Annotated in this window: 19 protein-coding genes and 1 pseudogene; 14 read left to right on the top strand and 6 right to left on the bottom strand. The window is 68.1% G+C overall.

The features are described 5' to 3' along the window. Nucleotides 1–45: 45 nt before the first annotated feature. Nucleotides 46–1,155 (bottom strand): acyltransferase family protein, encoded by a 1,110-nt coding sequence (locus tag BR47_RS0121925; protein WP_225433816.1) that lies wholly within the window; start codon nt 1,153–1,155, stop codon nt 46–48. A gap of 219 nt (nt 1,156–1,374) precedes the next feature. On the opposite strand from BR47_RS0121925, the gene pgfA reads away from it, so the two are divergent. Together pgfA and BR47_RS0121915 are read left to right on the top strand one after the other, a co-directional pair. Continuing rightward, nucleotides 1,375–2,571 carry a cell envelope lipid trafficking protein PgfA gene (pgfA, locus tag BR47_RS0121920; protein WP_029105686.1) on the top strand — a complete coding sequence of 399 codons (1,197 nt, stop codon included), beginning with the start codon at nt 1,375–1,377 and terminating at the stop codon, nt 2,569–2,571. A gap of 17 nt (nt 2,572–2,588) precedes the next feature. Beyond that, nucleotides 2,589–4,244, top strand: coding sequence for an MmpA family trehalose lipid delivery protein (locus BR47_RS0121915; RefSeq protein WP_177127418.1), 1,656 nt, complete (start codon nt 2,589–2,591; stop codon nt 4,242–4,244). On the opposite strand, the gene BR47_RS0121910 is transcribed toward BR47_RS0121915, so the two are convergent. Both BR47_RS0121910 and BR47_RS0121905 read right to left on the bottom strand, forming a co-directional pair. Then, complete coding sequence (locus BR47_RS0121910; protein WP_231506750.1) at nt 4,210–5,679, bottom strand: sugar transferase; 1,470 nt, start codon at nt 5,677–5,679, stop codon at nt 4,210–4,212. The genes BR47_RS0121915 and BR47_RS0121910 overlap by 35 nt on opposite strands. A gap of 316 nt (nt 5,680–5,995) precedes the next feature. Then, nucleotides 5,996–7,183 carry a glycosyltransferase family 4 protein gene (locus tag BR47_RS0121905; protein WP_051634936.1) on the bottom strand — a complete coding sequence of 396 codons (1,188 nt, stop codon included), beginning with the start codon at nt 7,181–7,183 and terminating at the stop codon, nt 5,996–5,998. A 33-nt stretch (nt 7,184–7,216) separates the two neighbouring features. On the opposite strand from BR47_RS0121905, the gene BR47_RS0121900 reads away from it, so the two are divergent. From BR47_RS0121900 to BR47_RS0121890, 3 genes are all read left to right on the top strand, one after another. Next, nucleotides 7,217–7,999, top strand: a complete 783-nt coding sequence (locus tag BR47_RS0121900; RefSeq protein ID WP_177127416.1) for a class I SAM-dependent methyltransferase — start codon at nt 7,217–7,219, stop codon at nt 7,997–7,999. A gap of 55 nt (nt 8,000–8,054) precedes the next feature. Beyond that, nucleotides 8,055–9,527 carry an aldehyde dehydrogenase gene (locus BR47_RS0121895; protein ID WP_029120776.1) on the top strand — a complete coding sequence of 491 codons (1,473 nt, stop codon included), beginning with the start codon at nt 8,055–8,057 and terminating at the stop codon, nt 9,525–9,527. A gap of 176 nt (nt 9,528–9,703) precedes the next feature. Further along, nucleotides 9,704–9,925 carry a hypothetical protein gene (locus BR47_RS0121890; RefSeq protein WP_020103447.1) on the top strand — a complete coding sequence of 74 codons (222 nt, stop codon included), beginning with the start codon at nt 9,704–9,706 and terminating at the stop codon, nt 9,923–9,925. A 92-nt stretch (nt 9,926–10,017) separates the two neighbouring features. Here the strand turns inward: BR47_RS0121890 and BR47_RS0121885 are convergent, their stop codons facing one another. Then, nucleotides 10,018–11,007, bottom strand: coding sequence for an amidohydrolase family protein (locus BR47_RS0121885; protein ID WP_029120775.1), 990 nt, complete (start codon nt 11,005–11,007; stop codon nt 10,018–10,020). Nucleotides 11,008–11,463: 456 nt separating this feature from the next. Between BR47_RS0121885 and BR47_RS34065 the strand changes: the two genes are divergently transcribed. Beyond that, nucleotides 11,464–11,598, top strand: a complete 135-nt coding sequence (locus BR47_RS34065) for a hypothetical protein (protein WP_286154349.1) — start codon at nt 11,464–11,466, stop codon at nt 11,596–11,598. Nucleotides 11,599–11,654: 56 nt separating this feature from the next. Then, nucleotides 11,655–12,230, top strand: a complete 576-nt coding sequence (locus tag BR47_RS0121875; RefSeq protein WP_051128586.1) for a TetR/AcrR family transcriptional regulator — start codon at nt 11,655–11,657, stop codon at nt 12,228–12,230. Here BR47_RS0121875 and BR47_RS0121870 read toward each other — a convergent pair. Then, nucleotides 12,227–12,754: a dihydrofolate reductase family protein gene (locus tag BR47_RS0121870; RefSeq protein WP_029120774.1), complete on the bottom strand. Its 528-nt coding sequence runs from the start codon at nt 12,752–12,754 to the stop codon at nt 12,227–12,229. The genes BR47_RS0121875 and BR47_RS0121870 overlap by 4 nt on opposite strands. A gap of 58 nt (nt 12,755–12,812) precedes the next feature. On the opposite strand from BR47_RS0121870, the pseudogene BR47_RS33850 reads away from it, so the two are divergent. The 4 genes and pseudogenes from BR47_RS33850 to BR47_RS0121855 form a co-directional block, all read left to right on the top strand. Next, nucleotides 12,813–13,931: pseudogene (locus tag BR47_RS33850) on the top strand (acyl-CoA dehydrogenase family protein); the annotation flags it as partial. A 258-nt stretch (nt 13,932–14,189) separates the two neighbouring features. Further along, nucleotides 14,190–14,945, top strand: coding sequence for an acyl-CoA dehydrogenase family protein (locus BR47_RS33845; protein ID WP_231506754.1), 756 nt, complete (start codon nt 14,190–14,192; stop codon nt 14,943–14,945). Between the two features lie 89 nt (nt 14,946–15,034). After that, nucleotides 15,035–15,520: a hypothetical protein gene (locus tag BR47_RS32220; protein ID WP_020103441.1), complete on the top strand. Its 486-nt coding sequence runs from the start codon at nt 15,035–15,037 to the stop codon at nt 15,518–15,520. 42 nt (nt 15,521–15,562) lie between these two features. Further along, on the top strand, nt 15,563–16,024 hold the full coding sequence (locus BR47_RS0121855; RefSeq protein ID WP_029120773.1) for a hypothetical protein: 462 nt from the start codon (nt 15,563–15,565) through the stop codon (nt 16,022–16,024). Nucleotides 16,025–16,054: 30 nt separating this feature from the next. On the opposite strand, the gene BR47_RS0121850 is transcribed toward BR47_RS0121855, so the two are convergent. Continuing rightward, entirely contained in the window at nt 16,055–16,840 is a 786-nt protein-coding gene (locus BR47_RS0121850; RefSeq protein ID WP_177127417.1) for a crotonase/enoyl-CoA hydratase family protein, read from the bottom strand. Between the two features lie 147 nt (nt 16,841–16,987). Between BR47_RS0121850 and BR47_RS0121845 the strand changes: the two genes are divergently transcribed. From BR47_RS0121845 to BR47_RS0121835, 3 genes are read left to right on the top strand one after another with little or no spacing between them, the layout of a single operon-like run. Beyond that, on the top strand, nt 16,988–17,731 hold the full coding sequence (locus tag BR47_RS0121845) for a lysophospholipid acyltransferase family protein (protein WP_225433814.1): 744 nt from the start codon (nt 16,988–16,990) through the stop codon (nt 17,729–17,731). Nucleotides 17,732–17,785: 54 nt separating this feature from the next. Beyond that, a complete protein-coding gene (fadD12, locus tag BR47_RS0121840) occupies nt 17,786–19,357 on the top strand; it encodes an acyl-CoA ligase FadD12 (protein ID WP_231506753.1) in 1,572 nt (523 codons plus the stop codon). After that, nucleotides 19,347–20,579: an alpha/beta hydrolase gene (locus BR47_RS0121835; protein WP_029120770.1), complete on the top strand. Its 1,233-nt coding sequence runs from the start codon at nt 19,347–19,349 to the stop codon at nt 20,577–20,579. Before fadD12 ends, BR47_RS0121835 begins: the two co-directional genes overlap by 11 nt. The last annotated feature ends 155 nt before the right edge of the window (nt 20,580–20,734 follow it).

Genomic DNA, 20,734 nt, shown 5'->3' with positions numbered 1-20,734 from the left:
CCCGATCCGTGGGACCGTGGCCGCACCGGCGGCGCGTAGCAGCGGCTAACCGACCGCAGCAGGCTCCGGAACGTCCGTGATCGCGCTGTCCCGCGGTGACGGGGCGTGCCGGGATTCCCAGCGGCGCAACAGCTCGCGGCAGGGCGACTCGATCAGGCCATAGCTCACGGCCGCGATCGCGAACCCGAAAACCCAGGTCAGGATCAGCACGATCGGCATGTGGCCGTTGAACGGGAACTCGCCGATCACCGGGAACACCATGGCCAGCGCCGCGAGATGCCAGATGAACAGGCCGTAGGACCAGCGGCCCAGCGTCACCATCGTGGTGCTGCCGAGGATCCGGTGCGGCGTTCCGGGGGCGTCCAGCACCAGCGGCGCCAGCAGCGCCCCGGCGACCACGGCGCCCATCGCCGTCTTGACCACGACCTGGCTGACGGCGCCCGGCGCGAGTCCGATGTTGCCGGCCAGCGGTGTCGCCGCGATGACGAACGCCACTCCGGCGATGGCCGCCATCACCCAGCGGCGCCGGGCCAGCTGATGCATGCGGCCGACGGGCATGACCGTCAGCTCGGCCAGCAGCATGCCGGCGGCGAACCACGAGAACAGCGCCGGCAGCCAGTTCATCTGGTTGACGCCGAACGGCAGATGCCACGGCAGCGCGGGCCACGCGAAGCTCGCCACCGCCAGCGCCGCGATCGCGGGCACCCGCCAGTCCACCGGCAGCCGGCGGGCCAACAGTGCCAGCAGCGGCAGGACCAGATAGAAGCTGACCTCGACGGCCAGGCTCCACATCTGCGTCAGTCCAGCGGTCAGCGTCAGGGGCACATAGACCTGGGTGAGCGTGAGGTTGGCGAGCCACACCGTCAGGTCGGCGTGCGCCTCGGGCAGCAGCGCCAGGATCACCACGACGGCCACCAGATAGCCCGGCATGATGCGGACGATGCGCGAGCGCAGGTAATGGCCCGTCGGCGGCCGGTGCCGCAGACCCCGCGCGGCGGCGGCGTGCCCGCGCCACAGCAGGAAGCCCGACAACGCGAAGAACACGGCGACCGCCAGGTCGAAACGGGTGAACAACCGGCCGTACCAGCCACTGCTGTTGGCCGTCTGGAACGCCACGTGTGTGAGGACGACGCCCATGGCGGCACAGGCCCGCATGCCCTCGACAGCGGGCAGGAAACTGCGGGTGCCGCTCACCTCAGCACTGTCCGCGGTGTCGTGTCCCTGGTCGCCCACGACCCCAGTGTGCCGGGTGCCCGGTGTCGGCGGCGAATCTCACGGCGGCCCGCACCCGACTCTGAGGGTCAGCCTTAGGGCGGGCTGTTAGGGTCAGTCGGGTTGCTGTGTGGCTTGAGCAGACAAAGTAAGGAGCACGGGTTGAACCGCGCTGTGGGGTTGCGAATCGCGGCATGCGTCTTGATGGGGCTCGGCGCCGCCCTGCTGATCGCTGCCCTGCTGTTGACTACTTATACGTCGGGCAAAATCTCCAAGATCCCGCTCGACATCGACACCACGCTGGTGAGCAACGGCACCGGGACCGCGCTGGACCCCGCGTCGCTGCTGGGCGAGAAGTTCGTCGTCAACAAGAACGTTCCGCTGGTGCTGCAGCGGCAGGTGAGCGTCGAGAACCCGGCGAACGCCGACGTGGTGACGCTGCAGGTCGGCAGCACCGTGCGCCGCACCGACAAGCAGCAGGACAACGGTCTGCTGCTGGCACTCGTCGACACCGTGACGCTCAACCGCACCACCGCCGCCGCGGTGACGGGTGCGGCCGGCTCGGTGCAGAAGCCGCGCACCATCGAAGACCCGAACCCGCCGACCAACGTCGCGCTGCCGCACACCGGACTGAGCTACCGCTTCCCGTTCAGCACGGAGAAGAAGACCTACCAGGTGTTCGACCCGATCGCGCAGAAGGCGTACGACGCCAACTACGAGGGCGAAGAAGACGTCAACGGGCTGTCGGTCTACAAGTTCACGCAGAACGTCGGCTTCGACGCCGACGGCAAGCTGGTCGAGCCGATCAAGTACTCGTCGCTGTACGACAAGGACGAGGACGGTTCCGTGACCGCGCGCGCCGAGCTGTGGGGCGTGCCGTCGGCCGAGCCGACCGACCCGATCACCATGCAGCGCTACTACGCCGCGGCGCGCACCTTCTGGGTGGACCCGGTCTCGGGCACCATCGTCAAGGAGAAGGACCGCGGCTTCCACTACTACTCGCGTGACGCCCTCAAGCCCGAGGTGACGTTCGCCGATTACACCGTCACCTCCAACGAGCAGACGGTCGAGTCGCAGGTCGCCGCCGCCCACGACGAGCGCGACAAGCTCGCCCTATGGGACCGCATCCTGCCCATCACCTTCGGTGGCCTGGGTCTGGTGTTCCTGGTCGGTGGCGTGCTGCTCGCCGGATACAGCCTGCGGTCGCAGGCCGCACTGATCGATCCGGGCCTCGACGCCGCCGGGCACGGCTTCTTCGGCAGGCGCGACACCGACTCCGGGCCGATGCCCGCGGCCGAGGCCATGACCGAGAAGCTGCCCACCCAGCGGCCGACCGATCTGCCACCGGACCGGATCTGACCGCTTTTCGTCGTGCCCTGCCGGCGCTGTACGCGCTGGGGCTGACGCTCGCTGTCACCGCGCCGCTGCTGGCGCCCGGTTATCTGCTGCTGCGTGACGCGGTCTCGACGCCGCGGTCGTACCTGTCCGACGCCGCCCTGGGTTTGTCCGAGGCCGCACCCCGGGCCCTGCCGCAGGACTTCTTCCTGGCTGTCCTCTCGCCCGTCGTCGACGGTGGGGTGCTGGTCAAGGCGCTGACGATCCTCGGCTTGTGGTTCGCCGGCTGGGGTGCGGCGAAGCTGGCCGCCGCGGTGCTGGACGCCGGTCTCGGCGGGCAGCTGGTGGCCGTCACCGTCGCGGTGTGGAACCCCTACGTCGCCGAGCGACTGCTGCAAGGGCACTGGAGCCTGCTCGTCGGCTACGGCTGCCTGCCCTGGGTCGCCCTCTCCAGTGATTTGTGCACGATTTTCCGCGGTGAGCGCGAACAATCGTGCACAAAACCCTGGGGCCTGGTCTTCTGGATCGCGCTGGCCGGGCTGACGCCGACAGGCTTGCTGCTGGCGCTGGTCGTGGCGCTGGTGTGTTCGCGAACCTGGCGCGGCGTGTGGGTGACGCTGGCGGCGTCGGTCGGAGCCGCCCTGCCGTGGTTGGTGGCGACGGTGGTCGCGCGCTCGGTGCTGCCGGTGGCGAGCGCCGGCGTGCCGGCATTCGCGGCGCGGGCGGAGCCGGGACTCGGGACACTGGGCAGCCTGGCCGGGCTCGGCGGAATCTGGAATGCCGGGGCGGTACCGGTGTCCCGCACGACGCTGTGGGCCCTCGTCGGGACCGTGGCGCTGCTGGCGGTGGTGGCCTGCGGCGCGCGGAAGGCGTGGTCCGTGGCCGCGGCGCGGCCGCTGCTGGTGCTCGCCGTCGTCGCGGTGGTGGTGCCCACGCTGCTTGCGACCGATCCCGGGTCGGCGTTCCTCGACTGGCTGATCCGGACCGTCCCGAGCACCGGCGTGCTGCGCGACGGGCAGAAGTGGGTGGCGCTCGCGATGCCGGGCTATGCCCTCGCCGGTGCCGCCGCGGTGGCGGTGCTGCGGCGCTGGCTGCCAACGGCTTTCGCTGCTGCGGGGTGCTGCGTCGTGGCGCTGGCGGCATTGCCCGACCTGGCGTGGGGTGTCGGCGGCCAGTTGCGGTCGGTGCAGTACCCTGCCGGCTGGTATTCGGTTGCGGCGCAGATCAACTCGGACCCGCGGCCCGTCGCGGTCCTGCCGCCCGACGTCATCCGGGAGTTCCCGTGGGCCGGCCCGAACGCGGTGCTCGATCCGCTGCCGCGCTGGGTTTCCGCCGACGTGCTGGCAACCGGAGACCTGATGATCGGGGGCCGAAACGTGCCCGGTGAGGGCGTGCGGGCGCGACGGGTGCAGGACCTCCTGCTGCGGGGCGCCGACGTGCATCAGTTGGCCGCGGCCGGGGTGGGCTGGGTCGTGGTGGAGGGTTCGGCTCCGCCACTGTCGCTGCCGGTTACCTACCGGGACAACGACATTGCGTTGTACCGAGTGGGTGGAACGACGCCCGCGGCATCGGGACGCGCGCTGCTGATCGCCGCACACGTGGTGTGGTTGGGCATGCCGATCGGGGCCATGACCGCGATGGTGATCCAGCGGTGGCGGGGCCTCAGTACGCCCCGTCGCCGCGAGCCACCACACTGACGGTCTTCAGGATGATGCCGACGTCGGTCAGCATCGACCAGTTGTCGACGTACGAAAGATCAAGGCGCACAGCCTTGTCCCACGTGAGGTTCGACCGGCCACTGATCTGCCACAGCCCCGTCACGCCCGGTTTGACGAGCAGCTTGCGCCTGATGTCACCGTTGTAGGTCTCGACCTCACGGCGTAGCGGTGGCCGCGGGCCGACGACGCTCATGTCCTGCTTGAGCACGTTGATGAACTGCGGCAGCTCGTCGATGCTGTAGCGGCGCAACACCTTTCCGACCAGCGTCACCCGCGGGTCGTCGCGCATCTTGAACATGACGCCGCCGGCCATCTCATTTGACGGCAGCAGGTCTTCGAGGCGCTCCTCCGCGTCGACCACCATGCTGCGGAACTTGATCATCGTGAACGGCTCACCGTCCAACCCGATGCGTTCGGACCGGTAGAACACCGGGCCGCGACTCGTCACCTTGATGGCGATGGCCGCGAGCACCAGCAGGGGCGCCGTTCCGATCAGCGCCGCCAGCGCGAATCCGAAGTCGAACGCCTTCTTCAGGAAGCTCTTGGCGCCGTGGTACTGCGGCTTCTCCACGTGCAGCAGCGGCATGCCGGCCACCGGCCGCATCGCGAGTCGCGCACCGGCGACGTCGAGCAGGCCGGGCGACACCACCAGGTCGACGTCGGAGGCCTCGAGACGCCAGGTGAGCCGCTGGATTCCGGCGACACCGAAGTGCTCGGCGTCGGTCAGCGCCACGGTGTCGGCGGCGCAGCGGTCGCCGAGCGCACCGAGGGCGTCGTTCTCGTCGCCGAAGATCGGGATCACTCGGTCACCGATTCTGATCACGTCGCCGCGCGCGTCGGGGTCTCCCGGGATGCCGGCGCCGACCACCACATAACCGTCGCCGGGGTCGTTCATGAGTTCGGTCGCCAGGACCGCGATGGCATCCCGATCACCAATGGCGAGAACGGATGTCAGGCATTCGCCCGCCTGCCGGCGCGCACGAACCCGGCGCCGCCACAGCTTGCGTCCGATGAGCAGCCCGATCGTGCCCAACGGGAACGCCAGGGCCAGGTAACCGCGCGCGATCTCGAGCCGCGCCAGCAGCGCCACGATCGCGATGACCCCGAACGTCCAGAAGGATGCGGCGACGACGCGGCGATACTCTTCGATGCCACAGCCGAGGATCGACGCGGAACGGGCGTGATGGAGCGTCAGGACGCCCAGCCACAGGCACGCCAGCGCCAGTGAATACCCGGTATAGAGCATGGATGCCGACGGGCCGTAGCCCGCTCCGCCGAATCGGACCCACTGCGCGAACAGCATCGCGAGGACGATGGTCGCGGCGTCGGTGATCAGCACGCGACGCGCGTAATGCGGCTGCCAGACGGTGCGTGAACTCGCCAGCCGCGTGAGCCCGAACGTCGAAAGCGTCATTGGCAACTCCACATGCTCAACTCCTCAGACCCGGTGGTACTTCGATGGAGCGGAATATCCAATTACATTGAATGAGAACGGAGTTCGAACGCACTGCAGCACCGGGCCCAGTTGCCTGGATCCGCAAAATTCGAGGGACACCCGAAAGCCGAAACCCGGAGGCGGCCCTCATTGCTATTAAATTTGACTTGTCCGTCAGTTTATGCGGCCCGGCGGTGTCCAACAGCAAAACGGCAGATTTGGATCGCTGTCACGAAGAATTTTCGGAAGGGGCGTCGACGCCCGGCGGCAGCACCGTCGTGGCCCGGACGAGGGGTCAGACGATTCCGTTGACGAACTTGCCGTCCCGGACGGCCTCCGCAACGGTCAGCATCGCGGAAGCGCTTTGCGGCCACGAGAATTCGGCAGCCCGCACCTGCGCCTTGGTACCCAGCTGATCGCGCAGGACGGCGTCGGTCAGCAGGGTCTCGAGCGCGGTGACCAGACCGCGGTGGTCGTCGACCAACAGGCCCGTGACGCCGTCGACGATCGAGTCGGTCAGGCCGCCCGAGGACCGGTAGCCGACCGTGGGCACGCCGTGCTGGGCGGCCTCGATGACGGCCAGCGCCCAGCCTTCCTTGCGCGACGGCAACGCATGGACCCAAGCCTGTTGCAGCACTTCGTGTTTGGTGGCCTCATCGACGTGGCCGTGGAACGTGACCGCCGCGCTGATGCCGAGCCGACGGGCGTGCGCAACCAGCCGCTCGTCCCACCAGCCGCCACCGACGACGTCCAGGCGCAGTCCCGGCACCACCGGCGCGAGCAGCGCGACGGCGTCGAGCACGTCCTCGATCTGCTTGTGCGGCACCAACCGCGACAGCACCACGATGCGCGGCTCCGCCGCCCGGGGCAGCGACAGCGACGCCGCCGGCGCGAGGTCGACCCCGTTGCGGACGACGGCGATCCGCGAAGCGTCGACACCCAGGTCCACCAGGTCCCGGGCCGACGGCAGCGACACCGTCACGTACTGGTTGCCCCGATGCAGTCGGGGCGAGAGCCGCGACTCCACGAACCAGCCGAACCTGCTCATCAACCGTCCAGCTACCGGCCACTGATCGCGGTGGCAGTGATGCACCAGCACCATCGCCCGTCGGCCGTACGCCAGGCGCGCCAGAAACGGGATGCCGTTCTGCGAATCGATCACCACATCTGGCCGGACGCCCCGCAGCGGACCCAGCCCGACACGCGCCAGGACCATGGCCAGCCCCGCCCAGATGTAGACCGACAACCGGCCGCCGCCGCGACTGATCCGGATGCCGTCGACGACCTCGGTGCGCGACGCCCCGCGATAGCGCGCGGTCCGGAGCGTCACCCGAACCCCGGATTCGGCCAGCTGCGCGCCGATGCGCTGCAGATACGTCTCGCTACCGCCGCCCTGGGGATGGCCGGTGTCGCGCCAGCAGAGCAGCAGCACCGACCGGATCTCGTCAGGAGATCCAGCGGGCTGCTGGGGGTGGTCTGGCATCGAATGAAGGGTACCGGTCAGTAGGGTTGCGGAGTGAATCGCTGGGCCGCCAAACGACTGGTCATCACGCGTGAGCGGGCCACCCTCGCCCGCTCGATCCGCCTGCTCAGCGAGTTCCGTTTCGAGCAGAGCGACCCCGCCCGCTTCTATGGCGGCCTCGCCCGGGACACCGTCGCCCTGGTGGACGGCCTGTGGCGCGACCTCAACGGAGCCGCACCCGACGGCGCCACGGTGCTCGACGTCGGCGGCGGTCCCGGCTACTTCGCCACCGAATTCTCCAGCGCCGGAATGACATACATCGGCGTCGAACCCGACCCTCGGGAGATGCATGCCGGCCCGGCCGCCCAACCCGATGGCGCCGGCACCTTCGTGCGCGCCTCGGGCATGGCCCTGCCGTTCGCCGACGCCAGCGTCGACGTCTGCCTGTCGTCGAACGTCGCCGAGCACGTCCGCGAACCGTGGCTGATGGGCCGGGAGATGTTGCGGGTCACCCGGCCGGGCGGGCTGGTGATCCTGTCCTACACGGTGTGGCTGGGCCCCTTCGGTGGCCACGAGATGGGGCTGACGCACTACCTCGGCGGCCGGCGGGCCGCCGAGATGTATACCCGCAAACACGGCCACCGGCCGAAGAACGACTACGGATCGTCGTTGTTCGCGGTGTCTGCCGCAGCTGGGCTGGAGTGGGCGCGCAGCACGGGGGCGCTGGTCGCCGCATTCCCCCGCTACCACCCGCGATGGGCCTGGCGTGCGACTTCTGTACCGGTGTTACAGGAGTTCTTGACGAGCAACCTGGTGTTGGTGCTCCAGCCCAGCTGAATGACCTAATTGGAACATGTTCTCGTTTGGCCGAAAACTCGGTAGTGTGACGGCCATGACACAGAGCACGGCATTCAAAACCGAGTGGGATCAGCTGTTCATCGGCGGTCAGTGGACCGCACCCGCGACGTCGGACGTCATCGAGGTGCACTCCCCGGCCACCGGCGAGCTCGTCGGCAAGGTGCCGCTGGCCTCCAAGTCCGACGTGGATGCCGCCTGTGCCGCCGCACGTAAGGCATTCGACGAGGGCCCGTGGCCCAAGATGTCCCCGGCCGAGCGCGCCGCGGTGATCGCCGAGGCGTCGCGCATCATGACCGAGCGCGCCGACGAGCTGAAGTTCCTGCTCTCCGCCGAGACCGGCCAGCCGCCGAGCATCGTCGACATGATGCAGTACGGCGCGGCCATGTCGTCGTTCAACTACTACGCCGGGGCCGCAGACAAGTTCCAGTGGAGCGATATCCGCGACGGCATCTACGGCCAGACGCTGGTGACCCGCGAGCCCATCGGCGTCGTCGCCGCCGTCGCCGCGTGGAACGTGCCGTTCTTCCTGGCCGCCAACAAGCTGGGCCCGGCGCTGCTCGCCGGCTGCACCGTCGTGCTCAAGCCCGCCGCCGAGACGCCGCTGTCGGTGTTCGCCATGGCCCAGGCCTTCGCCGAGGCCGGCCTGCCCGAGGGCGTCCTGTCCGTCGTGCCGGGTGGCCCCGAGACCGGCCGCGCGCTGACCGCCAACCCCGAGATCGACAAGTTCACCTTCACCGGCAGCTCGGCCGTCGGCAAGGAGATCGGCAAGGTCGCCGCCGAGCGGCTCAAGCCCTGCACCCTGGAACTCGGCGGCAAGTCCGCGGCGATCATCCTCGAAGACGCCGACCTGGACTCCACCCTGCCGATGCTGCTGTTCTCGGGCCTGATGAACACCGGCCAGGCCTGCGTCGGACAGACCCGCATCCTGGCCCCGCGCTCGCGCTACGACGAGGTCGTCGAGAAGGTGGCCGCCGGCGCGGCCGCCATGCAGGTCGGCCTGCCCGACAACCCGGCCGCCATGATCGGCCCGCTGATCAGCGAGAAGCAGCGCGAGCGCGTCGAGAGCTACATCAAGAAGGGCGTCGAGGAAGGCGCCCGCATCGCCACCGGCGGCGGCCGTCCCGAAGGCCTGGACTCCGGTTGGTTCGTGCAGCCGACGGTGTTCGCCGATGTCGACAACTCGATGACCATCGCCCAGGAGGAGATCTTCGGCCCGGTGCTGGCGATCATCCCCTTCGACACCGAAGAGGACGCCATCCGGATCGCCAACGACTCCGCCTACGGCCTGGCCGGCAGCGTCTACACCACCGATATCCCGCGGGCCATGAAGATCGCCTCGCAGATTCGCACCGGTACCTACGCGGTCAACATGTACGCCTTCGATCCGGGCGCTCCGTTCGGCGGCTACAAGAACTCGGGCATCGGCCGCGAGAACGGCCCCGAGGGCATCGAGGCCTACTGCCAGGCCAAGAGCGTGCTCATGCCGTTCGGCTACACCCCGGAGTAAGCAGTACGGCCTTCGTCCGAATGGCCATCCGCGCCTTGTCCTTCGCCCCTCGGGGGACTCGGCCGGGTGGCCATTCGGCTTTTCAGCAAAGGTTTTTTATCTCAGGCAAACCCCAGCAATCGCTGATACCGTCACGCCCGTTCGAAGGTCGTTGGCAACAATCTAGGAGGAAACGCATGGCTGTCTCTGTGGATCTCGAGAAGTCGCTCGACAAGGCATACGAGGAGAAGCCGCTCAAGGACATCCTCGACGCATCGCCCGCCGCGCTGGCCGGGGTCAGTGACTCCGACGCCGAGCACCTCGCCGCGGCGTTCAACATCAAGACCGTGCGCCAGCTCGGTTCCAACAAGTACTTCGCCGTCGCTGCCGCGCTCGTCGCGCTGGAGAACGCCGGCTGAGTCCGGCAACCGTGCGTCAACGGGCGCCGGGTCTGCAAAGACCCGGCGCCCGTTGACGTTTCAGAGATGTTGACGGTGCGCTGCCGGGCGCTTCACCGAAGTATCTGCGCACACAGCCGGTCCCAGGTACCCGACGCAATGTCGTGTCGAGTCTGCTCAGAAAGGTCGGCCTCGTCGAGAAATGCGCGCGCGACGCCGCCGTCGGTGGGGACGTATGGGTAGTCGGCGGCGAACATGATGCGGTCGCTGCCGACCACGTCGAGTGCCCAACCCAGATACCGCTGACTGAATACACCTCCCGGTGTGAGGAAGGCGTTGTTCGTGACGTACTCGGTGATGCTGCGCTGAAGCCCGGCTGTCGCGGCGATGTTGTCTACGCGATCCAGGAAGAACGGCAACATTTCACCCCAGTGCCCCAGGATCACCTGCAAATTGGGGAACCGGTCGAAGACACCGGCCAACACGAGTCGCAGGAATTGCAGGCCGGCGTCGTAATGCCAACCGATGCCGTAGGTGGACAGGGCGAGATCGACCGGGTTTCCGAAGCCGCTGTAGTACGCCTGGCGAACCGCGGCCGGCGGGCTCTGCGGATGCAGGTACAGCGGCGCCTGCAGCGCTTCAGCGGCTTCGAAGACCGGCCAGAATCGCTGGTGATCAATCGGTTCGTCACGCACTCGGCTGAACACCAGTGCTCCGTGGAATCCGAGATGCCGGACTGCGCGTTCGAGTTCCGCTGCAGCGTCTTCCGGCCGTTGCGGAGCCAGGGTTGCAAATCCCTGTAGACGCGCAGGGTTGCACTTCACCGCTTCGGCGACTTGATCGTTGACCGCGATCTGCAGTGCGGCCGCCTCGGCCGGTTCCAGGTCGAACAAGCCGGGTGTCGTGAGCGACAGCACCTGGACGTCGACGCCCGCGCCGTCCATGATCGCCAGGCGCTCCTCATCGAGGAATGCCAGCCGGCGACCGATCTCGGGCGTGGGGGCCAAGTCCGCCATCGGGTCTCGCCACCGGGCGTCGACCCGGTCCCATGCCGCGACAACTTCCGCGGTCACGTAGTGCTCCTCCAGCGCAACAATCTTCATCTTTCCCTCACTGTCAGCCGACATATAGAAACGACGCACTGCGAACCGCGTCGGGTGGCGTGTGCGCCAGGCGCACCGAATTTGATGTCAGCCGCACGGACCCAGCCAAGTCCCGCGGTTCGCCCCCTTCGACGACGTTAGAACCTCAACCGAGGTTGAAGTCAAGGGTCGCCCGCAGCACCTCGATCTGGGCGAAGCGGACATGGTGCGGTCGAAGGCGTCGCGCCTCTCAGGCCGGCCCAGGTCCATCACCACAACATGCCCGTTCGAGGGTGACGGTCTGCGGATCGAGTTCGGTCGTCATGCGAGCAGTGAACTCCTGGTCACGCAATTATGTATGAGAACATAGTTTTGTAGACATTCGGTCGCTGTGGCCGCCCAATAGTGACCTGGAATACATTCTTTTGCCCGATGTGTTCGACGTTTTATGCTGAGTCCCATATCGAGGAGGGCGCCATGTGGGTGGTCGAGGTCAACGTGAAGGGTCATCGCTTCACGCACACCGTCCTGGGTGCCACCGAGCGGCTGCGTGAAGCAGCGCGGGGCATGCAGGATCGGATGACACAGCTGCGGAACCGGGTCACGCATTGACGTCAGCTGAGCCCGTCACCAAGACGGTCAACAAGCGGGGCGCCACCCGGGAACGAATGGTGCGCAGCGCCGCCGCTGTGCTGCGTGAACGCGGCGCCGCAGGCCTGACCATCGACGAGGTGCTGGTCCGCAGCGGTGCCCCGCGCGGCTCGGTCTACCACCACTTTCCCGAGGGCCGCAGCCAGCTGCTGATCGAGGCCCTGCAGTTCGCCGGTGACGCGATCGCCGCGCACATCGACGGTTCCGCCGCGTACGGCGGCATCGCCCTCGTCCGCGGATTCGTCACCTTCTGGGATCGCATCCTCGCCGACAGCGATTTCACCGCCGGGTGTCCGGTGGTCGCCGCCGCGGTCGGGTCGGGCGACGAAGCGCCGACCCTGACCCCCATCGCCGCCGAAATCTTCGACCGGTGGCGCACCGCGCTCGGACACGCCTTCACCGCCGAAGGCTTCAGCGACACCGACGCGTCAACCCTGGCCGTCACCTGCCTGGCCGCGCTCGAGGGTGCCGTGATCCTGAGCCGCTCGTCGCGCAGTGTCGAGCCGTTGCACGACGTCGCCAGACAGCTCGAATTCCTCATCAAGGCAAAGGCTTTCGTCAAGAACAACGGACTGCCGACCGCCGGCGATTAGCCCTCCGCGCGAGCCCAGCGCGCGCACACGAAGTCCCGGTTGACGGCGGATTCCACCAGCCGCCATTCCGAGCGCACCGGCAGCACGGGCGCGCCCTCGCCCAACGAGCACGGCGCGTACGACACCACCAGTTCGTCGACCAGGCCGGCCGTCACGAACTGCGCCGCAACGTCCCCACCTCCGACGATCCACACGTCGCGCTCACCCGCCGCCTCGACCAGCGTCGGATGCAGTTGCGCCACAGCACCGCTCACCGCCTGCACCGGATGACCGTCGACGACGATGCCCGGCCGGGACGTGAGCACCCACGTCGGTTGGGGGTACGGCCAGTCACCCGGCTCGTTCTCGACGATCCACTGGTACGTCGTCGAGCCCATGACCAGGGCACCCACGGACTTCTCGAACGCCTTGTAGCCGAACGGGCCGTCGACGTCGATGTCCCGCGACAGCAGCCAGTCCAGACTGCCGACGGAATCGACGATGAAGCCGTCCAAGCTCGATGCGGTGTAGTAGATGGTCGCCATCGCACCGAGTATGCCGTGACCCACCGACAATCCGGGGTGCCGCGATTACTGTTGCCGGATGGACGATTTCGACGCGCTCCGCGCCGACGACGGTGACCTGGCGGAACTGCGCGACGACCTGCGCCGGTTCCTGGCCGCGGATGCGGCGCAGTTCGGCTGGCAACCCGGCGTCGACTGCTGGCTGTCGAAGTGGGACGCCGACTTCAGCACACGACTGGCGGCAGCCGGCTTCGTCGGACTCACCATCCCCGTCGAGTACGGCGGCCGCGGACGCAGCCACATGCAGCGGTACGTCGTCACCGAGGAACTCCTGGCCCACGGCGCCCCGGTGGCCGCGCACTGGATCGCCGACCGGCAGGTGGCGCCCGCCCTCCTCACCTACGGCAGCGAGGAGCAGCGGCGCCGGCTCCTGCCCCGAATCGCCTCCGGTACTTTGTATTCCGCCATCGGCATGAGCGAGCACGAGGCCGGCTCCGACCTGGCCGCCGTCACCACCAAAGCCACCCGCACCGACGGCGGCTGGCTGCTCAATGGCAGCAAGGTCTGGACCAGCGGCGCGCATCTGGCACACCAGATCGTGGTGCTGGCCCGCACCAGTCCTCTGGACCCGAAACATCGGCACGCGGGGTTCAGCCAGTTCATCGTGCCCACCGACGCCCCGGGCGTCACCATCGAGCCCATCGTCCAGATGAACGGCGAGCACCACTTCAACGAGGTGCTGTTCGACGACGTCGCGCTCACCGACGCCGACCTGCTCGGCACCGTCGGCACCGGCTGGCATCAGGTGACCTCGGAACTGGGCTTCGAGCGCAGCGGGCCGGAACGCTTCCTGTCCACGGCCACACTGCTTTTCGCGCTCATCGAGGCACTGCGGGATGACCCCCGCGCCGATGTCGGTGACCTGATGGCGCGAATGATCTCGCTGCGCCAGCTCTCGATATCGGTCGCTCGGGCGCTGACGGCCGGCCGGGACGCCGCGGTGTCCGCCGCGCTGGTGAAAGACCTCGGTACCCGATTCGAACAGGATTCCGTCGAGATCGCCGCGGAGCTGCTGGACCGGTACGACGGCCCCGACCGTCCGCGGCTGCAGACGATGCTGGACACCGCCCGCGTGCACGCCCCGCTGTTCACGCTGCGCGGCGGCACCAACGAGGTGCTGCGCGGCATCGTCGCCAAGAACTGGACCAAACAGGCTGCTGCCGAACAATATTCGAATGAATATGCCGAATTGCGTGAACTGGCCGAGCAGATCGGCCGGACCGGCGCGCCCGCTCGGACATTGCCGCTGACGTTCGACGAGGCGCTTTGGCACACCGCCGAGGGTTCGGGACTGACCCGGCTGAGCAGCGACGCCGACGCCGGACCCGCCGCCGCGGCCGTCGTGCTGGGCACCCTGGCCCGCCATGCCGCCGCGGTGCCGATCGCCGAAACCGATATGCTGGCAACCTGGTTGGCCGCCGAAGCCGGCCTGACGGCACCGGAATCGGGACCGCTCACAGTGGCGGTGGACGGCGTCGCCACCTGGCCGCAATGCGGGCCCGTTGTGGTGGCCACGCGTGGACCGGAGGCCCTGTACGTCGCGCTGCGCGACGCACCGACACTCGTCGACGGCGGACACAACCTCGCCGGCGAACCCCGAGCCGCCGTCGAATTCGACACCGCGGCAGCCGATGTGGTCCAGCTGCCCCTCGCGGTCGCCGATGAGCTGACCATTCGCGGCGCCTGGTGCCGCTGCGTGCAGATCGTCGGAGCCTTCGACTCGGCCGCACAACTGACCGTCGCGCACACGGAAACTCGCGTGCAGTTCGGTCGCCCGCTCGCCGCGTTCCAGGCCGTGCAGCACTCGCTGGCCACGATGCTCGGGGAGATCGAACGCGCCAGGGCGGCAACCACTCTGGCGGTCACCGCCGCCGCCCAATACGGCTTCGGTGACGACCGCACCGCCTACGCCACGACGGAGGCCAAGGTCGCCGTCGGCCGCGCCGTCGCCCCGGTGACGACCATCGCCCATCAGCTGCACGGCGCCATCGGCACCACGGCGGAACATCCGCTGTGGCGCGCGACCATGCGCGCACGCAGTTGGGCCGACGAGTTCGGGAGCACCAGCTGGCATGCCCGGCGGCTGGCCGGCCGCGCGGCGACGACGGGCGCGTGGGATGTGACGGTGGGCCGCACTGGAAACCCGTTGTGACCTAAGTCAATATCCGTGCGGAAAGTGCGTTCCGTCCGGTTGTGACGGCCACCACTGCGTTACCGGCGGTCTCGGTAAAAACTCGACACATGTCCAAATCGAGTGGCGCTTTCGCCGCGTTGGCTCTCTGTGCTGCCCTGCCCGCCGCGACCATCGTCGCCGCGCCCGCCCAGGCCGCCGGCACGCACCGTCAGACTCTGATGTCGCGCACCTACACCTGCGACCGGCAGCCGATCAACTACATGAAGTTCCGCTTCCCGGCGGTGCCGACGGCCGAGATCACCTCCGACGGCCGCACCGCCACCGCCCACATCGAGATGCTCGACGGTGCGCGCAACGCGCAGTACACCGTCCGGGTGATCCCCGCTCCGCACGCCACCCTCGGCTGCCTGCCCGGTGATCCGAGCATCGCCACCGGCGCGCTGAGCACCGACGGCTTCGGCAACGGCAACTCCACCGTCCAGCTTTCCGTCGCCCCCGGCACCACCGGCGTCTGGGTCGCGGTCGATCTGCCCCAGCCGAATTCGCAGAGCCCGGCCGAGTTCTACAGCAGCGACTTCGTCGCCTCGGTCTGACCCCACTGGCCGACGTCAGCCGTCTCCCGGTAGAACAAACACATGCGCTACCGGGAGAACATGACGTCGCGGCGACTCATCGGCGGTCCGACCGCCGTGCTGGCAGCCGCCCTGCTGCTGGCCGGATGTGACAAGCAGCCGGCGCAGCCGACCACCTCGACGTCGAGCGCTCCGGCACAGACGTCCGCTTCCGCCCCGAGCACGCCCGCTGCGGAAGCGCCGCCGTCGCCCACCAGTCGTCAACTCGACGGCGGGACCTGCCTACAACTCACCGGCGCGGTGGTGAACCTGATGTCAGGCGCGTCCCCCGAGGACTCGAAGGCAGCCGGGGACACCATCAACGGCTTCCACCCGCCGGCCGATGTGCAGGCCGCCGTGACGCACTTCGTCAAGACCAACGGCCTGCACTCCAGCGATCCCGACCGCAGCCAGTACAGCCGCACGCTCAACAACTGGGTTGAGCAGCAGTGCCCGGTGCAGCAGCCGGAAAAGAAGCCCAAGTAGCAGCATCGGCTGAGCCGATGGCCGGCAGCCTCAGCTACCGGTCCACTGCGGCGCGCGCTTCTCGGCGAAGGCCACCGCGCCCTCGCGCGCGTCCTTCGACATGAAGACCGGCCCCAGGATGGCGGCCTGCTTGTCCCACTTCTCGGCGTCGGACCAGTCGGCCGACTCGACGATGATCCGCTTGGTGGCGGCGACCGCCAGCGGGCCGTTCGCGGTGATCCGCGCAGCCAGCGCGAGGGCGGCGTCCAGTGCGCCACCGGGCTCGGTCAGCTCGTTGACCAGGCCCAACTCGTGCGCACGTGGAGCGGTCAGGTTGTCGCCGGTGAGGGCGAGCTCCATCGCGATGGCGTACGGGATGCGCTGTGGCAGCCGCAGCAGTCCGCCGCCGCCGGCAACCAGGCCGCGCTTGACCTCGGGAATGCCGAAAGCCGACGCGTTCGAGGCGACGATCAGGTCTGTCGACAGGGCCAGCTCGGTGCCGCCGGCGAGCGCGTAGCCCTCGACGGCAGCGATCACCGGCTTGGCCGGCGGACGCTGGGTGAAGCCCAGGCCGCGGTCCGAGAGGACGTTCTCACCCTTGGCGAACGCCTTCAGATCCATGCCCGCGCAGAACGTGCCGCCGGCTCCGGTCAGGACGCCGACGGACAGTCCCGGGTCTTCATCCAGGCGGTCCGCGGCGGCGGCCAGACCCTTGCTGACCGCTGAGTTGACAGCGTTCTTGGCTTGGGGCCGATTGATGGTGATGATCAGTATGCGGTCGCGCTGTTCGACGAGGACAGCATCTTCGCTGGCGGCTTCTTCGGTCACGACGGTGATGCTAGCCACAGGGGATTGGCGTCCGGCGGTCAACCAGTGAATAATCGAAAATTAGAACATGTTCTAGTTTTTGCCGCAGTCAGAGGAGAAACCGTGGCCAAGCTGCCCGAAATCACCAAATTCGATCCGGAGCTGACCGAGAAGGTCATGGGGATTCTCCGACCGCTGCTGAAGGTCTATCACCGGTCCGAGGTCCGCGGATTGGAGAACATTCCCCTCGGTGGCGCACTGGTGGTGAGCAACCACTCCGGCGGCATGCTGCCCATGGACGTGCCGATCTTCTCGTCGCACTTCTACGACAAGTACGGCTACGACCGTCCCGTCTACACCCTCAGCCACGCCATGCTGATGGTCGGCCCGACCGCGGACTTCTTCAAGAAGACCGGCTACATCCTGGCCAGCCACGAGAACGCCGACGAGGCACTGCGCTCCGGCGGCCTCGTCGTCGTGTTCCCCGGCGGTGACTACGACGTCTACCGGCCGTCGACCGACGCCAACAAGATCGACTTCGACGGCCGCAAGGGTTACGTGAAGGCCGCCATCAACGCCGGCGTCCCGATCGTGCCGATGGTCGGCATCGGCGGCCAGGAGACCCAGCTGTTCCTGACGCGCGGAGAGAAGATCGCCAAGGCCCTCGGCCCCATCGCCCGCGCCGCGCGCGCCAAGGTGGTGCCGCTGTCCATCGGCCTGCCTTTCGGGTTGTCCGCCGTGCTGCCGTTGAACGTGCCGCTGCCGTCGAAGATCGTCATGCAGGTGCTGCCGCCCATCGACGTCGAGGCCGAGTTCGGTGCCGAGCCCGACATCGACGCGGTCGACGCACGCGTGCGCAAAGTCATGCAGGACGCTCTCGACGAACTCGCCGAAGAGCGTCGCTTCCCGGTACTAGGCTGACCGGCCGTGGGAATCACCGACAAGCTGGCCGCGACAGCCGGCCTGGTCAACACCATGGTCCGGGCCGGTGTCATCGCCCCACTCCGCCCCGACAAGTACGTCCGCATCGCCGGCGCCATGGCGCGCGAAAACATGAGCGTCACTTCAGGTTTCGCGAGCTCCGCGCAGCGCTGCGGCAACCGTCCCGGCCTCATCGACGAGCTGGGCACCCTGACCTTCAGTGAGCTCGACAAGCGTGGCGACGCGTTCGCCGCCGCCCTGCAGACCCTGCCCTCGGCCAAGGTCGTCGGCATCATGGCCCGCAACCACCGCGGCTTCGTCGACTCCCTGATCGCGGCCAACCGCATCGGTGCAGATGTATTGCTGCTCAACACTTCCTTCGCCGGTCCAGCGATGGCCGAGGTCGTGGACCGCGAGAACGTCGACGTAATCATCTACGACGAAGAGTTCACGGCGACGGTCGATCGTGCGCTCGAGGGCCGGACCGGCACCACGCGAATCGTGGCGTGGACCGATACCGACGACCACCCGCTGACCGTCGAGTCGCTGATCATCGACCATCTGGGGCTGCAGCCGCGACGCACCGGCGAGAAAAGCCGAGTGATCCTGCTGACCTCCGGAACCACCGGAACTCCCAAGGGCGCCAAGCATTCCGGCGGCGGACTGGACGCACTGAAGGCCATCCTGGACCGCACGCCGTGGCGCACGGAGGAGACGACGGTCGTCGTCGCACCGATGTTCCACGCCTGGGGCTTCTCGCAACTGGTGTTCGCGGCATCGATGGCCTGCACCGTCGTCACGCGCCGCAAGTTCGACCCACAGGCCACGCTGGCACTGGTCGACAAGTACCAGGCGACCGGATTGTGCGTCGTCCCAGTGATGTTCGACCGCATCATGGAACTGCCCGACCACATCCGCAACCGCTACAGCGGCCGCTCGCTGCGGTTCGCCGCGGCGTCCGGCTCACGGATGCGCCCCGACGTCGTCACCTCGTTCATGGACCAGTTCGGTGACGTCATCTACAACAACTACAACGCCACCGAGGCCGGCATGATCGCCACCGCGACGCCGGCCGACCTGCGCGCCGCCCCCGACACCGCCGGCCGCCCGGCCGAGGGCACCGAGATCAAGATCCTGGACGCCGACTTCAACGAGTTGCCGACGGGCGAGGTGGGCACCATCTACGTGCGCAACTCGACGCAGTTCGACGGCTACACCTCCGGTGCCACAAAGGATTTCCACCAGGACTACATGTCCTCGGGTGACGTCGGCTATCTCGATGCCGCCGGCCGCCTGTTCGTGGTGGGTCGCGACGACGAGATGATCGTGTCGGGCGGCGAGAACGTCTACCCCATCGAGGTGGAGAAGACGCTGTCCACCCACCCGGACGTCGCCGAGGCCACCGTGCTCGGCGTCGACGACGAGCAGTACGGCCAACGCCTCGCCGCGTTCGTCGTGCTGACCGACGGGGCGGGCGCCACCGAGGACGTCCTCAAGCAGCACGTGCGGGACAACCTGGCCAATTACAAAGTGCCCCGGTCAATTACGGTGCTCGCCGAGTTGCCGCGGAACAGTACCGGCAAGATCGACCGCCGCGAACTGAAGGCGCTGGCCGATGGCGCGTAAAACGGTGACCCTGCTGCGGGCCGTCCTCGGCCTCGTCAACGCCACCAACGCGGCCAGCCCGCTGGCCCGCTCCGGGAACCCCGGCATCGTCGCGTTCGCCTACGGCTGGCCGTCCAGTGAAGCGGCCGGCTTCGTGCTCAGTTCCTCGGTGCTGTCCGCGATTCGCCGCGGCCGGCGCGGCGCCTTCTCGGGCACCAGCGGCCGAATCGCGTTGGGTATCACCGCGATCACGTGGGCCATCCTCGGGTACATCGTCACCCGCAGCCGGAGCTCGCGGCCGGCGTTCGAGGAGCCGCTGGATGACGTGATCGGTCCGCGCAACCCGGCCGATCCCGGCGTCCCGCGCCTGCCCGGCATCGGGCGCACCATGCTGTCGCGCCGCAAGTACAACAAGGACACCGTCAAGTACGGCCCGCACCGCTCCAACCTGGCCGATATCTGGCGCCGGCCGGACCTGCCGCCCGGAGGTAAAGCCCCTGTGCTGCTTCAGGTTCCGGGTGGCGGCTGGATGCTCGGTGATCGTCGGCCGCAGGCGTACCCGCTGATGGGCGCCCTGGCCGACCGGGGCTGGATCTGCGTGTCCATCGGCTACCGCGTCAGCCCGAAACATCAGTGGCCGGCGCACATCATCGACGTGAAGCAGGCCCTGGCGTGGGTCAAGGAACACATCGCCGAGTACGGCGGTGACCCCAACTTCGTCGCGATCAGCGGCGGCTCGGCGGGCGGGCACCTGTCCTCGCTCGCGGCCCTGACTTCCGGAGATCCCCAGTGGCAGCCCGGTTTCGAGGATGCCGACACTTCCGTGGTGGCCGCGGTCCCGGTGTACGGCCGGTACGACTGGTTCGGTTTCGAAGGCCCCGGGCGTCCGGAGATGATGCAGGCCCTCGAGCAGCTGATCATCAAGAAACGGTTCGCCAACGATTCGCAGGTGTTCCTGGACGCCTCGCCCATCAAGCGGATCGGTCCCGACGCCCCACCGTTCTTCGTACTGCACGGCACCAACGACACGTTGATCGACGTGCAGGAGGGACGGGATTTCGTCGCCGCCCTGCGGGAGCAGTCACCGGCACCGGTCGCGTACGCCGAGATCCCCAACGCGCAGCACGCATTCGACGTCTTCGGGTCGGCGCACGGCCGCTATACCGCCGAGGCGATCACGCGATTCCTGGAGTGGGTGCGGGCGGAGAAGGCGAAGGCCGTCGACTCCGAGAGTGTCGGCTAGCCGGCGGTCCAGCCGGCCGGCGCGGTACGTGACCGCGCCGCTCTCATGGACATGTCCGATCCGGACCTGTCACCTTGGGCTGACATCGTCACCTTGGGTTGACACTGTCAGCCCAAGGTGACGGCTCCCAGCCCGAACCCACTTGGAGACAGGTC

The sequence above is a fragment of the Mycobacterium sp. UNC410CL29Cvi84 genome, from assembly GCF_000686745.1.
In the GTDB taxonomy this organism is placed as follows: domain Bacteria; phylum Actinomycetota; class Actinomycetes; order Mycobacteriales; family Mycobacteriaceae; genus Mycobacterium; species Mycobacterium mucogenicum_B.
Note: the sequence above shows the minus strand (reverse complement) of the source record. Positions and strands in the feature narration are given on the sequence as shown.

Excerpts from the sequence above, each read along its gene's own strand:
- BR47_RS0121925 (WP_225433816.1), bottom strand. The coding sequence starts at position 1,155 with ATGCGGGCCTGTGCCGCCATGGGCGTCGTCCTCACACACGTGGCGTTC.
- BR47_RS0121910 (WP_231506750.1), bottom strand. The coding sequence starts at position 5,679 with ATGACGCTTTCGACGTTCGGGCTCACGCGGCTGGCGAGTTCACGCACC.
- BR47_RS0121905 (WP_051634936.1), bottom strand. The coding sequence starts at position 7,183 with ATGCCAGACCACCCCCAGCAGCCCGCTGGATCTCCTGACGAGATCCGG.
- BR47_RS0121895 (WP_029120776.1), top strand. The coding sequence starts at position 8,055 with ATGACACAGAGCACGGCATTCAAAACCGAGTGGGATCAGCTGTTCATC.
- BR47_RS0121890 (WP_020103447.1), top strand. The coding sequence starts at position 9,704 with ATGGCTGTCTCTGTGGATCTCGAGAAGTCGCTCGACAAGGCATACGAG.
- BR47_RS0121885 (WP_029120775.1), bottom strand. The coding sequence starts at position 11,007 with ATGAAGATTGTTGCGCTGGAGGAGCACTACGTGACCGCGGAAGTTGTC.
- BR47_RS34065 (WP_286154349.1), top strand. The coding sequence starts at position 11,464 with ATGTGGGTGGTCGAGGTCAACGTGAAGGGTCATCGCTTCACGCACACC.
- BR47_RS0121875 (WP_051128586.1), top strand. The coding sequence starts at position 11,655 with ATGGTGCGCAGCGCCGCCGCTGTGCTGCGTGAACGCGGCGCCGCAGGC.
- BR47_RS0121870 (WP_029120774.1), bottom strand. The coding sequence starts at position 12,754 with ATGGCGACCATCTACTACACCGCATCGAGCTTGGACGGCTTCATCGTC.
- BR47_RS33845 (WP_231506754.1), top strand. The coding sequence starts at position 14,190 with ATGCTGGCAACCTGGTTGGCCGCCGAAGCCGGCCTGACGGCACCGGAA.
- BR47_RS32220 (WP_020103441.1), top strand. The coding sequence starts at position 15,035 with ATGTCCAAATCGAGTGGCGCTTTCGCCGCGTTGGCTCTCTGTGCTGCC.
- BR47_RS0121855 (WP_029120773.1), top strand. The coding sequence starts at position 15,563 with ATGCGCTACCGGGAGAACATGACGTCGCGGCGACTCATCGGCGGTCCG.
- BR47_RS0121845 (WP_225433814.1), top strand. The coding sequence starts at position 16,988 with ATGGGGATTCTCCGACCGCTGCTGAAGGTCTATCACCGGTCCGAGGTC.
- fadD12 (WP_231506753.1), top strand. The coding sequence starts at position 17,786 with ATGGTCCGGGCCGGTGTCATCGCCCCACTCCGCCCCGACAAGTACGTC.
- BR47_RS0121835 (WP_029120770.1), top strand. The coding sequence starts at position 19,347 with ATGGCGCGTAAAACGGTGACCCTGCTGCGGGCCGTCCTCGGCCTCGTC.